General features: G+C 63.9%; 15 protein-coding genes. 9 read left to right on the top strand and 6 right to left on the bottom strand.

What is annotated here, in order from left to right; genetic code table 11:
* Positions 1-85: 85 nt before the first annotated feature.
* A complete protein-coding gene (locus M2333_RS04865) occupies positions 86-1,975 on the bottom strand; it encodes a M2 family metallopeptidase (RefSeq protein WP_264611024.1) in 1,890 nt (629 codons plus the stop codon).
* Positions 1,976-2,046: 71 nt separating this feature from the next.
* A complete protein-coding gene (locus M2333_RS04860) occupies positions 2,047-2,811 on the bottom strand; it encodes an alpha/beta fold hydrolase (RefSeq protein ID WP_264611023.1) in 765 nt (254 codons plus the stop codon).
* Positions 2,812-2,942: 131 nt separating this feature from the next.
* On the opposite strand from M2333_RS04860, the gene M2333_RS04855 reads away from it, so the two are divergent.
* Genes M2333_RS04855 through M2333_RS04845 form a run of 3 tightly spaced genes read left to right on the top strand, consistent with a single transcriptional unit; the run spans position 2,943 to position 6,089 of the window.
* Positions 2,943-3,413, top strand: a complete 471-nt coding sequence (locus M2333_RS04855; protein WP_264570360.1) for a MarR family winged helix-turn-helix transcriptional regulator — start codon at positions 2,943-2,945, stop codon at positions 3,411-3,413.
* Positions 3,406-4,533: an HlyD family secretion protein gene (locus M2333_RS04850; protein ID WP_181559733.1), complete on the top strand. Its 1,128-nt coding sequence runs from the start codon at positions 3,406-3,408 to the stop codon at positions 4,531-4,533. The genes M2333_RS04855 and M2333_RS04850 overlap by 8 nt, the downstream gene beginning before the upstream one ends.
* Before the next feature lie 14 nt (positions 4,534-4,547).
* The gene (locus tag M2333_RS04845; RefSeq protein WP_264585098.1) at positions 4,548-6,089 is read left to right on the top strand and encodes a DHA2 family efflux MFS transporter permease subunit; all 1,542 of its coding nucleotides are present in this window, start codon (positions 4,548-4,550) and stop codon (positions 6,087-6,089) included.
* A 53-nt stretch (positions 6,090-6,142) separates the two neighbouring features.
* On the opposite strand, the gene M2333_RS04840 is transcribed toward M2333_RS04845, so the two are convergent.
* Positions 6,143-7,168: an aspartate-semialdehyde dehydrogenase gene (locus M2333_RS04840; RefSeq protein ID WP_264611022.1), complete on the bottom strand. Its 1,026-nt coding sequence runs from the start codon at positions 7,166-7,168 to the stop codon at positions 6,143-6,145.
* Between the two features lie 112 nt (positions 7,169-7,280).
* Positions 7,281-7,862, bottom strand: a complete 582-nt coding sequence (locus tag M2333_RS04835; protein ID WP_264611021.1) for a hypothetical protein — start codon at positions 7,860-7,862, stop codon at positions 7,281-7,283.
* Between the two features lie 125 nt (positions 7,863-7,987).
* Between M2333_RS04835 and dapF the strand changes: the two genes are divergently transcribed.
* From dapF to M2333_RS04810, 5 genes are all read left to right on the top strand, one after another.
* Positions 7,988-8,818: a diaminopimelate epimerase gene (gene dapF, locus M2333_RS04830; protein ID WP_264611020.1), complete on the top strand. Its 831-nt coding sequence runs from the start codon at positions 7,988-7,990 to the stop codon at positions 8,816-8,818.
* Positions 8,815-10,098, top strand: coding sequence for a tRNA (N(6)-L-threonylcarbamoyladenosine(37)-C(2))-methylthiotransferase MtaB (gene mtaB / locus M2333_RS04825; RefSeq protein ID WP_264611019.1), 1,284 nt, complete (start codon positions 8,815-8,817; stop codon positions 10,096-10,098). The genes dapF and mtaB overlap by 4 nt, the downstream gene beginning before the upstream one ends.
* Entirely contained in the window at positions 10,091-11,023 is a 933-nt protein-coding gene (gene ftsY / locus M2333_RS04820) for a signal recognition particle-docking protein FtsY (RefSeq protein WP_264572890.1), read from the top strand. The genes mtaB and ftsY overlap by 8 nt, the downstream gene beginning before the upstream one ends.
* Positions 11,013-11,657, top strand: a complete 645-nt coding sequence (locus M2333_RS04815) for an inner membrane-spanning protein YciB (protein WP_413716476.1) — start codon at positions 11,013-11,015, stop codon at positions 11,655-11,657. The genes ftsY and M2333_RS04815 overlap by 11 nt, the downstream gene beginning before the upstream one ends.
* 203 nt (positions 11,658-11,860) lie before the next feature.
* Complete coding sequence (locus tag M2333_RS04810) at positions 11,861-12,409, top strand: class I SAM-dependent methyltransferase (RefSeq protein WP_264611018.1); 549 nt, start codon at positions 11,861-11,863, stop codon at positions 12,407-12,409.
* Here the strand turns inward: M2333_RS04810 and M2333_RS04805 are convergent.
* Positions 12,378-13,559, bottom strand: coding sequence for a phospholipase D-like domain-containing protein (locus M2333_RS04805; RefSeq protein WP_264611017.1), 1,182 nt, complete (start codon positions 13,557-13,559; stop codon positions 12,378-12,380). The two genes, M2333_RS04810 and M2333_RS04805, sit on opposite strands and share 32 nt — an antisense overlap.
* A gap of 204 nt (positions 13,560-13,763) precedes the next feature.
* Between M2333_RS04805 and rpoZ the strand changes: the two genes are divergently transcribed.
* Entirely contained in the window at positions 13,764-14,108 is a 345-nt protein-coding gene (gene rpoZ, locus M2333_RS04800) for a DNA-directed RNA polymerase subunit omega (protein ID WP_181559744.1), read from the top strand.
* Between the two features lie 81 nt (positions 14,109-14,189).
* Here the strand turns inward: rpoZ and M2333_RS04795 are convergent, their stop codons facing one another.
* Complete coding sequence (locus M2333_RS04795) at positions 14,190-14,825, bottom strand: DUF3800 domain-containing protein (protein WP_264611016.1); 636 nt, start codon at positions 14,823-14,825, stop codon at positions 14,190-14,192.
* Positions 14,826-14,873: the final 48 nt, after the last annotated feature.

Here is a 14,873-nt window from a genome sequence, read left to right as displayed (position 1 = left end):
CTCGCCCGCGCCTAGCGCATCAGCGGACGATCAAGGCTTCGGTGTAAGGACGGGGCAGAGCGGCTCGCCCTGCCCCGCTGGCGGCTCACCAGCCGCAGCTCTTCCCCTTGTTCTGCCGGTCCAGCCAGGTCTTCAGCGGCGAGAAGTACGCGGCCAGCGCCTTGCCGCTCATCTCGCGCGAGCCGGTGAAGGCCTGCAGCGCGTCCGGCCACGGGCGGGAGGCGCCCATTTCCAGCATGGCGTTCAGCTTTTCACCGACGGCCTTGTTGCCGTAGAAGGAACAGCGGTGGAGCGGCCCCTTCCAGCCCGACTGCTTGCAGGCAGCCTCATAGAACTGGAACTGCAGCAGCCGCGCCAGGAAGTAGCGGGTGTAGGGCACACTCGCCGGAATGTGATATTTCGCGCCAGCGTCGAACGCGTCATCCGGACGATCCGTCGGCGGAATGATGCCCTGATATTGCAGCCGCATGGCATTCCACGCCTTGTTGTAGTCCGCCGGCTGGATCGAGCCGTCGAACACACCCCAGCGCCAGCGATCGATCAGCAGGCCGAAGGGCAGGAAGGCGATCTTGTCCATCGCCTGCCGCAGCAGCAGGCCGATGTCCTTGTCCGTGCCTGGCACCTTGGACGGATCGAGCAGGCCGATGTCGACCAGATATTGCGGCGTGATCGACAGCGCGATGGTGTCGCCAATGGCCTCGTGGAAGCCGTCATTGGCGCCGTTCAGATAGAGGAAGCTCTTGTCCTTGTAGGCGCGCTGATAATAATTGTGCCCCAGCTCATGGTGGATGGTGACGAAGTCACCGCTGTCCACCTTGGTGCACATCTTGATGCGGATATCGTCCTTGTTGTCGATATCCCAGGCCGAAGCGTGGCAGACCACTTCCCGGTCGAGCGGCTTGATGAACTGGGTGCGCGTCCAGAAGGTTTCCGGCAGCGGGTCGAAGCCAAGCGAGGAGAAGAAGCCCTCGCCGAACTTGAACATCTGCGTTTCCCACTTTCCACGCTTGGCGGGATCGGCCTCGGTCGGGCTGGTTTCCACATAGCCCTTGGCTTTGAGCAGCGCGCCGATGTCATAGCCCAGATCGCCGGCCCCAGCCGGCGCGACCAGCGGGTAGATATTGCCCCACTCCTGCGCCCACATGTTGCCAAGCAGATCGGCGCGGATCGGCCCGGTCTTGGGCTGCACGGCGTCGCCATATTTCGAGTTCAGCTTGTCGCGCACATAGCAGTGCAGCGAATCGTAAAGCGGCTTCACGTCCTGCCAGAGCTTCTCGGTCAGCTTGGCGAAATCGTCCGGCGGCATGTCGTAATTGGAGCGCCACATCGCCCCCGCGTCGGCAAAACCCAGCTCCTTGGCGCCATCATTGGCGATAGTGACCAGCTGCTCGAACTCGCCGCGCATCGGTTTGCCGACATTGTCATGCCAGCTCGTCCACATCTCCCGATACTCGTTCGGCGTATGGTCGAGATTGCCCATCTCCGCTTCGATATCGCTGCCGTTGATCGGCTTGCCGTCCAGCGTGCCGCGGCCCTTGCCATAATCGGACTGCAGCTTGGTCGCGATGGCGTTCAGCTCGGCGGCAGCGCCGGGCGTGGTCGGCGCCGGCAGCACGATGCCTGCCCGCAAGATGTCGAGCTTGCGCTTGGTATCGTAGGAGAGGCCCGGCACCTTCTCGAACTTGGCGGCCTCCAGCGCATAGCGGACCGACATCTCGGTGCCCTTGGCGCCGACGCGGGCGGCAAGCGCATCTGTATCCTCAGTCAGATAGGTCGCGTTGACCCAATAGACCTGATTGGCCTCCAGCGAATAATCGAAGAATTCCTTCTCGGCTTGCGCCACGAGGGCATCGGCCTGCGCCGCCGTGGGCGTGGCCTGCGCCGGAGCCGAATCACCTTGGGCAAAAGCCGGCGCGCCGCAAACGGCCAATGAGAGCGCTGCCGCTACGGCAAGGCGCGAAACGGGATTGAGCATGATTGGTGTCCCTGAACCTGTGGCCTAAGCCTGTGGATTGCGGCCAAGCTGGCCTGTCAGGGCTAGGTTCGTCAACCCGCGAGATAATCGGCGATGGCCTGTCCGAATTCCGGCTTGGTGATCGCTGTCATATGGGTGCCGGGGCACGTCCCGCGCCGCGCATTAGGCAGAGCCGCGACCAGCGCATCAGCCGACCCGTTATCGTCATCATCCTCGCCGCACAGCACCAATGTCGGCATCGTCACCTTGGCCAGCACCGCGCGATCCATATCGCTCATGCTCATCAGCAGCAGGCGCAAGGCGACCGGATCGATCTTCATGGTCTTCATGAACTGGATCGCCATATAGTCACGGTCGCCAGGTCGTACCGTCTCGAAATGATCGAGCGCATTGAGAAAGAACTGCCGGCGGCGCGTCCACTCCAGCAGGCCTTCCAGCCCCATGCCGCCGAGCACCAGCCTGCGAGGCGTCATGCCCCGGTCGATCAGTCCCAGGCACAGCCGCGCGCCCATGGAATAGCCGACAAGATCGAGCTGGGTGACGCCCAGCGTCCCGATCACCGCTTCCAGGTCGAGCAGCATCACGTCCTGCGGATAGGCATCGGCATCCGTCGGCGCATCGCTGCTGCCGTGCACGCGCTGATCGATCATGATCGCCTCGAAACCGGCATCGGCGATTTTCTGGGCCGTGCCATATCGCTGCCAGTTAATTTGCGCGCTTGAACTGAGGCCATGCAGCATGATGACCGCCGGCCCATCGCCGAGCCGATGGACGGCGATGCGCGTGCCGTCATGGCCCTGAAGATGGTCGAGGCGGATCGTCGATGTCTCTGTCATCGCCTGATTGTGGGCGAGATCGCCCACCGAAGGCAAGGCGAATACGCGGGAAATGAGCGCGCCGTCCCGTCGGCGGGGTACAGAGTCTGGACTTGCTTTTAATAAGCCGGCTTACTAAATGCGCCGGCATCATGGACGGCAATCATCTCGCCTTTGCAATCGGCGACCTCGGGCGCCTGTATCGTCGCAGGTTTGACGAGCGCACCCGCAGCCTTGGCATTACCGGGCCGCAGATGCGCGCGCTCGCGCAGATCATGCGCTTTCCCGGCATCAACCAAGGCGCGCTTGCCGAGCGGCTGGATGTCGAGCCGATCACGACCTGCCGCATGGTGGACCGTCTCGAGCAGGCCGACATGGTCGAGCGCCGCCGTGATCCGCAGGATCGCCGCGCCTGGCAGCTGTTCCTGACCGAGGCGGCCAAGCCGCTCGCCGCCGAATTGCAGCAGATCGGCCAGCGGGTTCTGAATGAATCGCTCGCCGGCATTTCAGCGGAGGAGCAGGAAACCGTGCTTTCCGTGCTCTGCCGCATCCGCGACAATCTTTCCGGTGATAGCCAGCCTGCCACTGACGAGGCCGCAAAGGAGGCGGCAGTCCATGTCTGAAGCCGATCCTGCCCTGCGTCCGACCGCTCAGGCGCCTGCGCCTGCCGAGACCGTGGCCGCACCCGATGAATCAGCCGCAGCGGAGCCGCGCGGCAAGCGTTTGCGCAACCGCCTGCTCATGATTTCGGTACCGTTGATCATTCTGGCGGTGGGCGCGTGGTTCTGGGCGACGAGCGGGCGTACCGTGTCGACCGACAATGCCTATGTGAAGCAGGACATCGTAGCGGTCGGCAGTGATGTCGCAGGGCGGATCATCGAGGTGAAGGTTCGCGAGAACCAGATGGTGAAGGCCGGCGACGTGCTGTTCGTGGTCGACCAGCAGCCCTACAAGGTCGCCCTCCAGCAGGCCAACGCACAGATCGCCAACGCGCAGGTCGCAGTCGGCCGTCTCCGCACGGATTTTCAGGCAACGAACGTCGACATCACCGGGGCGCGTGAGGACGTCTATTACGCCCAGCAGGATCTCGACCGGCAGCAGGCGCTGATGAAGGACGGGTTCACCACCCGCGCCCGTCTCCAGCAATCCCAGCAGGCGCTCGACAATGCCCGCACGCGGCTGCGCACGGCGGAGGCCGATGCCGCCAAGGCCAAGGCGGCGCTCGCCAATGGCGCGCAGGTGCCGGGCGTCAATCCTGAAATCGCCGCGGCGCAAGCCCAGCGCGATCAGGCCGCTCTCAACCTCGATCGCACTGTGGTCCATGCCCCCGTCTCCGGCCGGATCAGCCAGGCCAGTCGCCTGCAAGTCGGTCAGATGGCGGTGCAAGGTCTGCCACTGGTCAGCATCGTCGCCAGCGACCGGATCTGGGTGACCGCGAATTTCAAGGAAACCGATCTCGACAGGATGCGCCCGGGCCAGAGCGCCGATATCAAGATCGATGCCTATCCCGGATCGCATATCCGTGGCCATGTCGATAGCATTGGCGCGGGCACCGGCTCTGAATTCTCGGTGCTCCCGGCCCAGAATGCCAATGGCAACTGGGTGAAAGTGACGCAGCGCGTGCCGGTGCGCATCGCTATCGACGGCCATCCGGAGCGGCCGATGATCGCTGGCCTGAGCGCGAAGGTGACGGTGGACATTCACGCGACCAAAGCCGGCGCCGCAGTCGCCTCCGCCCGCTGACGCAAACCGGCATCATGGCTCCCGCGTCGGATCTTCCGCAACTGCAGGTGCGCCACAAGGCGCTGCTGACCATGGCGATCATGTCGGCCATGATCATGCAGGTGCTCGATACGACGATCACCAACGTGGCGCTGCCGCACATGCGCGCCTCGCTCGGTGCCAGTGACGAGACAATAAGCTGGGTACTCACCAGCTATATCCTCGCCGCCGCCATCGCCATTCCCATCACCGGCTGGCTTGCGGACCGGATCGGGACGCGGCGCCTGCTGCTGATTTCCGTGTTCGTTTTCGTGGTGGCCTCCGTGCTCTGCGGAATTGCGCAGAGCCTGACGGAGATGGTGCTGTTCCGTGCCCTGCAGGGTGTCGGCGGCGCCTTTGTCGGCCCGCTGGCGCAGAGCCTGATGCTCGACATCAATCGCCCGTCCCAGCACGCCAAGGCGATGTCCGTCTATGGCATGGGCGTCATGATCGGCCCGATCATGGGGCCGGTCGTCGGCGGCTGGCTGACCGAGTGGATCGACTGGCGCTGGTGCTTCTTCGTCAACGTCCCCTTCGGCATCGTCTGCCTGGTCGGACTTTACGCCCTTCTCCCCGAGAAGCCGCTCCAGCGGCGGAACTTCGACCTGTTCGGTTTCGCGCTGATCGCCTTGGGTCTGGCGAGCCTCCAGCTCATGCTCGATCGCGGGCAACATGCCGACTGGTTCTCCTCGACGGAGATCTGGGTCGAGGCCGCTCTGGCCGTTAGCGGCCTGTGGATGTTCGCGGTCCACACCCTCACCGCCCGCAAGCCGCTCTTCGCCCCTGCCCTTTTCGCAGATCGCAATTTCCTGAGCGCCGCTGCGTTCATGTTCATCATCGGTCTGGTGATGTTCGCCGCCATGGCGCTGCTCCCGCCGCTGCTCCAGGGCCTCTATGGCTATTCAGTGGTCGACACCGGCTGGATTCTGGCGACGCGCGGTGCTGGTCTGCTGGTCGCCATGGCCCTTTCCAGCCGCCTCACCAGCCTCATCGATCCGCGCGTGCTGATTGCCGGCGGCTTCTCGGTCACGGCCAGTTCTTTGTGGATGATGACCGGCTGGTCACTGGAGCAGAATTGGGTGCCGTTCGTGGTCACCGGCGTCGTTCAGGGGGCCGGTATCGGCATCGTATTCGTGCCCCTGCAGATGCTCGCCTTCGGCACCCTGCCACCCGGCGCCCGCACCGAGGGCGCCGCAGTGCTCAACCTTACCCGGAACATCGGCTCGTCCATCGGCATCGCGGTGGTGATGGCGCTGCTGGCGCGCAACAGCCAGGTCAGCCATGCCGATCTCACGCAGCATATCTCATCTGCCCATCTGCCGGTGGACCCGAGCGAGTTGCAGCGCTTCGGCAGCTTCGGCACGACCGTGCTCGCGACAATCGATGGGATCGTGAACCAGCAGGCGACGATGATCGCCTTCCTCGACGATTTCTACGCCATGGCCATCGTCAGCACGCTGATCATCCCGGCCGCCTTCTTCCTGCGCAAGCCCAAACGAGGGCCAGGATCGCCCCCGCCGCCGCCAATCAGCGAGTGAGTGGGCGCCAGGCCCGGCGGACAGTCGCCGCCGGGCGTTGACAGGTATAAGGCTCAGCCCTTCTGCAGGTGCTTGCGGCCGAGCAGTTCGGCGATCTGCACCGCATTCAGCGCTGCGCCCTTGCGCAGATTATCCGAGACGCACCAGAGCGACAGGCCGTTCTCGACGGTCGAATCCTCGCGTACGCGGCTGACGAAGGTCGCGTAATCGCCCACGCACTCGACCGGGGTGACGTATCCGCCGTCCTCATGCTTGTCGACGATCATCACGCCCGGCGCCTCGCGCAGGATCTTCTGCGCTTCCTTCGCGCTGATCTCGTCCTCGAACTCGATGTTCACGGCCTCGCTGTGGCCGACGAACACCGGCACCCGCACGCAGGTCGCGGTGACCTTGATCTTGGGATCGAGGATCTTCTTGGTCTCGACGACCATCTTCCACTCTTCCTTTGTGGAGCCATCGTCGAGAAACACGTCGATGTGGGGAATGACGTTGAAGGCGATCTGCTTGGTGAACTTCTTGGGTTCAGCGGAATCGCCGACGAAGATGTTACGGCTCTGCTCGAACAGCTCGTCCATCCCCTCCTTGCCGGCCCCGGACACGGACTGATAGGTCGCCACGACCACCCGCTTGATCTTGGCGGCATCGTGCAGTGGCTTGAGCGCCACGACGAGCTGCGCGGTCGAGCAATTGGGGTTGGCGATGATGTTCTTGCGCCGATAGCCTTCGATGGCCTCGGGATTCACCTCCGGCACGATAAGCGGCACATCGGGGTCCATCCGGTAGAGCGAGCTGTTGTCGATCACCACGCAGCCAGCAGCGGCGGCCTTGGGCGCATATTCCTTGGTCGGTCCGGAGCCGGCGGCGAACAGGGCCATGTCCCAGCCCTTGAAATCGAAATGCTCGATATTCTTGACCTTGAGCATCTTGCCGGTCTCACCGAACTCGATCTCGTCGCCAGTCGACCGCGCGCTGGCGACGGCCGCGATCTCGTCGATGGGAAACTCCCGCTCGGCAAGGATGTTGAGCATTTCGCGACCGACGTTGCCGGTGGCGCCTACGACGACGACACGATATCCCACAGGGGCTTCTCCAGCGGTTGAATGAGGGGAACTGCGGGCCGGATACCGCAAAAGGGCCGCAGAGGCAAAAGCGCAATCTTGTGGCGGGTACTTGTGACCCGCCGTTGAAGCGTCAGGGCTTTTCTGGTGGCGGTGCGCCGGTCAGCGCGCGCACATCCTCGTCTTTCCACGGTGCAGGCAGGCTGCTCTGCGGGCAGTAACGCGCCTTGTTGGCCCAGCCGCTGTCCGATTGGGCGGCGTAATTTTCCGCATCGGTCACGTCATAGGTCCGGGTGCTGGTGCGCACCTCCTGCCGGTTCGCGATGGCATCGCCTTCCCGGCATGTCTCGGTCACCCGATAGGTGGTGGCGCCGGTTTTCTCGATGGTGCCGAAGGTGCAACTGTAGCGCGCGCCGCTATAGCCATTCCGGCCGATCAGCGTGACCGTGGCTTTGGAGGCTGACTCACAGGCCGTTTCGTTGGAAACATAATAGCCCAGCCGCAAAGGCAGGCCGCCGACGAGCACTTTGCCGGGTTCTGAGCTGTTCCCCGCGCTATTGCCGGCGCTGTTCATCGCATTGGCTGCCTGGGCTTGCGATCCGACATCGCCTTCCAGCACGTTGAGGCTGTTCGAGACGTCCTCCGAGAGATTTGACCCGGATTGGCCGCAGGCAGAAAGAAGCGCCAGTGCCGCCACCAGGGTCAATCGTCTCATCATGCCTCCTCCATCTCATCAGCTTCGATAGAGAATGGGCGTTGAGGGCCGCAGTGACAACCCCGCGCGGCTGCATTTTTCCGCGAAACATGGACTTCGCCGCCTCGCGCGCCTAAATGCGCCGCATGTCTGCCAACCCCGCCCTTCTCTCCTTCGCCAAGATGCATGGTCTCGGAAATGACTTCGTGGTCATCGATGCCCGCGAGCGACCGGTCGTCATGACCGAGCAGCTGGCACGGGCCATTGCCGACCGTCGGACCGGGGTGGGATGCGATCAGCTGATCGTCGTCGGCGCCTCCGAGCGCGCCGATGTCTCCATGCGCATCTTCAACCAGGATGGCAGCGAGGTCGATGCGTGCGGCAATGCCACCCGCTGCGTGCCGCTGTTCGTGAGGCGGGACGTGACCATCGAGACCAACGCCGGGCTGCTGGAGGCGCATCGCCAGGGCGATCTGGTCAGCGTCGATATGGGCGAGGCGCGGACGGATTGGGAGCAGGTGCCGCTGGCTTATGCCATGGACACGCTCACCATGCCGGTGAGCTGGGACGATCTGCCGGCGCCGTCCGCGGTGAGCATTGGCAACCCGCATGTGGTGTTCTTCGTCGATGCGCTGGATGATGTGGACATGGCGCGCCTCGGGCCGCTGATCGAGCATGATCCGCTGTTCCCAACCCGCGTGAACGTGAATTTCGCGCAGATGCTCGCGCCCGACCATATTCGGTTGGTGGTCTGGGAACGCGGAGCTGGCTTCACCCAGGCCTGCGGGACCGGCGCCTGCGCGACGGCAGTCAGCGCGCTTCGCCGGCGGATCGCGCAAGGGCCGGTGCGGGTCAGCCTGCCGGGCGGCGATCTTCTCATCGATTGGGCGCCGGGCGGCCATATCAGCATGACCGGCCCGGCTGCCCATGTGTTCGACGGCACGCTCGATCCGGCAGAGTTCGCACCCGCCGCATGACCGGCCCCGAGGTCATCACGCTCGGCTGCCGGCTCAACATCGCCGAGAGTGAGGCCATCCGCCAGCAGCTGGGCGGGCGGGACGATCTTGTCGTGGTGAACAGCTGCGCGGTCACCGGCGAGGCCGTCCGCCAGACCCGTCAGGCCATTCGCCGCGCTCATCGTGCCCGGCCGGAGGCGCGCATCGTGGTCACAGGCTGCGCGGCGCAGACCGACCCCGGAATGTTCGCTGCTATGCCGGAGGTGACTGCCGTCATCGGCAATGGCGAGAAAGCAGCCTTTGCGGCGCATCTCCAGACCTCTCCGTTCGTATCGAACGAAGGAGAGATTCCGTCGCCCGAGCGGGTCCGCGTCGCCGATATCATGACCCTCGAACATCAGGCGCCGCACCTGCTGGCCGCCTTTGCCGAGCGGGTCCGCGCCTTCGTGGTGGTGCAGAATGGCTGCGATCATCGCTGCACCTTCTGCATCATCCCCTTCGGCCGTGGACCGAGCCGGTCGGTGCCCGCCGGCGCCGTCGTGGATCAGGTCCGCGCGCTGGTGGATGAGGGCGTACAGGAAATCGTGCTCACCGGCGTCGACGTGACGAGCTATGGCCCGGACCTGCCCGGCACGCCCAGTCTCGGGCTGCTGGTCGAGCGCATCCTGCGGCATGTGCCTGACCTGCCCCGCCTGCGCCTCTCCTCGCTCGACGGCATCGAGATCGACGACCGGCTGTTCGAGCTCGTCACGGGCGAACCGCGGCTCATGCCTCATGTCCATCTTTCGCTGCAGGCGGGCGACGACATGATTCTCAAGCGGATGAAGCGCCGGCACAGCCGTGCCCAGGCCGTCGCGCTGGTCGAGCGCCTGCATGCGCGACGCCCGGAGATCGCCATCGGGGCGGACATCATTGCCGGTTTCCCGACCGAAGACGATGCGATGTTCGAGAACAGTCTCGCGCTGGTTCGTGATTTCCGCATCGTTCATGGCCATATTTTCCCTTATTCTCCGCGTGACGCCACCCCGGCAGCGCGGATGCCCCAGGTCGACCGGGCCGTAATCCGCGAGCGCGCCGCGCGGCTTCGGGCCGCCTGTGACGCCGAACGGACGGTATGGCTTCGCACCCTCGTCGGCTCCACCCAGAGCGTGCTGATCGAGACCAGCGGCCTCATGGGCCATGGCGAGAGCTTCGCGCCGGTCCGCTTTGCCACCCCACAAAAGCCTGGCGAGATTGTCCGCGCCCGCATCACGGGGCTTGAGGGAAACACGCTCATCGCGCATGGAGCCGAGCATGGCTGAACTTTCCTGGCGCGATCGCCTTTTCGGCGGCTTCAAACGCACTTCCGACCGGCTCGGTGAGAGCATTTCCGGCGTCTTTGCCAAGGCGGCGCTGGATGAGCAGACGCTCGATGAGCTGGAGGAAGCGCTCTACACGACCGATCTTGGCCCGGCGATGGCCGCGCGCATCCGTGACCGGCTAGCCGAGGGGCGCTTCAACAAGGAGCTGACCGAGGAATATCTGCGCGAGATCCTCGCCGAGGAAATCGAGAAGGTGCTGACCCCGGTAGCCAAGCCGATCGAGATTGAGGCTTTCCCGCGCCCGCAGGTCATCCTCGTCATCGGGGTCAACGGCTCGGGCAAGACGACGACCATCGCCAAGCTTGCGCATCTGTTCCAGGAGCAGGACTACAGCGTGATGCTGGCGGCCGGCGACACCTTCCGCGCCGCGGCCATCGGCCAGTTGCGCATCTGGGCCGAGCGGTTGGGCGTGCCCATCGTCACCGGGCCGGAAGGCGGCGATGCGGCAGGCGTGGTGTTCGACGCGGTCAAGCAGGCGACCGCGCAGGGCACGGACATCCTTATCGTCGATACCGCCGGGCGGTTGCAGAACCGCACGGAGTTGATGGACGAGCTGGCCAAGATCCGCCGCGTGCTGGGACGCCTCAATCCCGCCGCGCCGCACGATGTCGTGCTCGTCCTTGACGCAACAACCGGCCAGAATGCGCTGTCGCAGATCGAGATTTTCCAGAATGTCGCCAATGTCACTGGGCTGGTGATGACCAAGCTGGATGGCACGGCGCGGGGCGGCGTTCTGGTTGCAGCGGCCGAGAAATTCGGCCTACCCATTCATGCCATCGGCGTAGGCGAGAAGATCGACGATCTGCGCCCCTTTGACCCCGGCGAACTCGCCCACGCCATTGCAGGAGCGGCTTATGCACGCTGACGACAAAGCCCCGCCCCGCATCGATGCGACCATCGATTCCGCGCCGATCGCGCCCGGCCCCAAGGGCGAAAGCTGGCTGCCGATGGCGCTTGATTTCGGGCCGTTGCTCGTCTTCTTCCTCGCCACCAAGTTCATCGGCATGTTTGCCGGCACCGCCGCCTTCATGGCCGCAATTGCGGTGGCCGTGGTGGTCAGCAAATGGCGGCTGGGCAAGGTGTCGCCGATGCTCTGGCTCTCGGCGATCCTAGTGCTGTTTTTTGGCGCGCTGACCCTGTATTTCCATGATCCGGCCTTCATTCAGCTCAAGCCGACGATCATTTACGGCTTCTTTGCGCTGATGCTGATCGGTGGCTGGATGGGTGGGCGTCCGTTGCTGCGCTACCTGCTGCAGTCGGCTTATAGCGGGCTGGATGAAACGGGCTGGCTCAAGCTCTCGCGCAACTGGGGCTTCTTCTTCGCGGCGCTCGGCGTGGCGAATGAACTGATGCGGATGTCGCTCGATTTCGATACCTGGCTGCTGGTCAAGGTCTGGGGCGTCACCGCTGCCTCGATGCTGTTCGCCATGGCCAATGTCCCCATGCTCATGAAGCACGGTCTGGAGCTGGGCGACAAGCAGAGCGGCCCAACAGCCTAAGACAAGCGCGCGATAAGAATTGGTGTCGGCCGAAGATTTTTAGCAATATTCTTCAAGGCTTAAGAAACGACCTTGCGCGTCGCGCATTAATTTGTCACGTCAAAGAGAGGGAAGCCCGGAAAGTGACCGCAACGACGTTGGCAATGTCTCCCAAATTTTTGTTCCTTCAACAGTTCATCCGTCATCCACGGATGGTAGGATCGGTGATCCCCACGTCCGACATCGCCATTCACGCCCTGCTGGATCCGGTCGACTGGCAGGATGTGCGTTGCGTCGTCGAATATGGGCCGGGAACCGGCGTGTTCACCCGGCGCATTCTGGAAAGACTGGGTCCGGACGCTCGGCTGATCGCCATCGACACCAATCCCATGTTCGTGAGCCATCTGCGCCAGCATATTGCGGACTCAAGGCTGGTTTGCGTGGAGGGATCGGCCGCCGACGTGGAAGCCATTCTCGCGCGTGAGGGCTTCGAGGCGGCGGATTACATCATCTCCGGCCTGCCCTTTTCCACCCTGCCCCCCGCCGTCGCCGACGACATCGCGGCCGCGACGGCGCGTGCGATCCGTCCGGGCGGCCAGTTTCTGGTCTATCAATATTCGCGCTTCGTGCTCTCGCGCCTTGAAGCCAATTTCGCGAATGTGGCGCAGGGCATGGTGTGGCGGTGCATCCCCCCTGCCCGCCTTTTCTGGGCGCGCAAGGGTGACGACGTGGGCGCCGCGCTCAGCGACGCCGAAAGTTTAGCCGTCGCGTGACGGTATAGTCGGCCACGCCGACCAGAAGATAATCGATCCACCATCGAAACCGACTGAACGGACTGGCGAGTGCCGCATAAGTGCGGCCGTCGATGACCGTGCTGTCCTTCGCCATGGTGTCGACAAGCGCGCGGGCCGCGCGGGCAAATTCGGCATCCTCAATGCGCAGCATCAGTTCAAGATTGATGAAGAGGCTGCGCATATCGAAATTGGCTGATCCCACATAGACGATGTCATCAATGACGATCAGCTTCATGTGCAGCTTCTGCGGCTGATATTCCATGATTTGCACCCCGGCCCGCAGCAGCCGCCGATAAAGGTGGCGGGCAGCACCGACCGTGGTGGTGTTGTCGGATCGCTCAGGGGTGATGAGCCGGGCGCTCCCGCGCTGGGCGATGCCCGCCATGCGGCGCATGATGCCGGGGCTCGGGGAGAAATAGGCCGCCGCCAGATCGAGCGTGCAGCCATGGTGCAAATCCGTCTTCACACACTTGGCCCAGCTGTTGAGAAAGCGCGTCGGTCCCCCGATCAGCCAGCGCGCCTTTCCTTCGCCGGGCTGCCAGGTGCGGACCAGCCGGCGCAGATGGCTGAACCGCTGCCGGCTCTCCAGGCTCCACTTCGCCAATCCCTCATACCATCGGCCGAGATCTTCGACGAGCGGTCCTTCCAGCGTGAGGCCGAGGTCGCACCAGCCATCCGCGTCCTCGGGGCCGGCGAAGTAGCTGTTCTCGCAATTGAACCCGCCGATCATCGCCCGGCGGCCGTCGCAGATCACGATCTTCTGATGATTGCGGATCAGGTAGCGCATGGATCGACGCGCACCGAACCGCGCGAAACGCCCACCAGCACAGATGAAGGCATCGAAGAACCCATCGGGCGTCCGCGCCGATCCGAACGCGTCGATCATCAGTGTGACGGCGGCGCCGCGCTTGCAGGCCTCGACCAGAGCATCACGGATCAGCCTGCTGCAGTCGTCCGACGCGAAAATATAAAAATAGAGGTCGAGTGTCTTGCGCGCGTTGCCAATCAGATCGAGCAGCGTATCGAGCCGATCCTGCCCGCCGGGCAGCAACCTGAGCTTGTTACCGGCCACCTCGTGCAGGCGATCATCGTGCACGCGCGGTGCCAACGTAGAGACGTTGCCTGTCATGCCCCCCCTCATGCGTCAACCACTCTGCCTTGCCAACCATCACGCGCGCATTCCACATCCTTCAATGCCGGATAGGCGCTATTGTTTCCATGATCGCAGCGCCGCGAGCCTCCCATCGCCCCTGCGATTTTCTTGACTTTCGCTCCCTCGACTGTTAGCCGACAGCCTTTCCCGCATTCTCCTTAATCTGTTCAGGAGCCAAGCATGGCGCGCGTTACTGTCGAAGATTGCATCGACAAGGTTCCCAACCGGTTCGACCTCGTTCTCCTGGCGGCGCAGCGCGCCCGGACCATCTCCGGTGGCGCCGAGCTGACCGTTGATCGGGATCGCGACAAGAACCCGGTCGTCGCTCTGCGTGAGATCGCCGAAGAGACGATCATGCCGGACGACCTCAAGCACGACCTCGTCGGCTCGATGCAGAAGATGCAGATCGACGACGACGACACGCCGGACGAAATCGGCTCGATCGCACGCTCTGCCGAGGCGCTGCGCCTCACCGCTGCGACGCCGCCGCGCTCGCACAGCCTGGGTGCCGATTACGACGGCTAAGCCCTCAGACATTAGATCGAAAGGCGGTTTCGGCACAGTCGAAGCCGCCTTTTTTTATGCGGCTAGGGACTGAATTCGACGTCAATCGTGCCTTGCCGCTACCGGATGCGGCGCGCGGGGTGCCGGCCTGTGGCGCAAATCGCTGGTTTGCAGCACGCCGCCTGCAAGAAAGGGCTCGACGATGGTCTCGATCCGCGCGGAGCGGCCGGACCGGATCGCGATGTTGTAGAAGCTGTTGGCGACGACATCGGCGATCTGCACCCCCGCCGAGCGCCGGCTGTCGATCATCTGCGCGCTGCCGCATCGCGCGAGCCTTTTGGCAATGTCGTGCCGCACGGATTCCAGCACCAGCGTGTCATAGCGACCCGCATCGATGAAGACCTGCAGACAATCCTCCTCCGCGTCCGGTCGCCACTCGTCCACCAGTTGCGTGAGCAGAGCGACATAGACGTCGAGGTCTTCGGGACGGCGGCCGGCGTCTTGCGGGTCGGCGCGGATGATGCAGACCTTGGCTCGGGCATCGAACCGGTCGAGCAGTTCGAAGAAGAAGGCGCGTTCGACCAGACCGATCCGGCTGCCCTTGAGCTCACCGCGCAAACCCACAACCGCACGAAACCGAGCCAGCAACCGGTCGGCGGCATCCGCCTCGATCTCGACCCCAGCCATGATCATGGCGCCCGCGGGAAGACTGCCGCTTTCGTCAATATAGATGGGCATCCGTCCTCCCGTGCCGCTTCTTGTAATAGCCGCCTGCTGAAATGAATG

Origin of the sequence: Sphingobium sp. B11D3B (assembly GCF_025961735.1) — a bacterium.
GTDB lineage: Bacteria > Pseudomonadota > Alphaproteobacteria > Sphingomonadales > Sphingomonadaceae > Sphingobium.
This window is presented reverse-complemented; position numbering and strand designations above follow the sequence as displayed.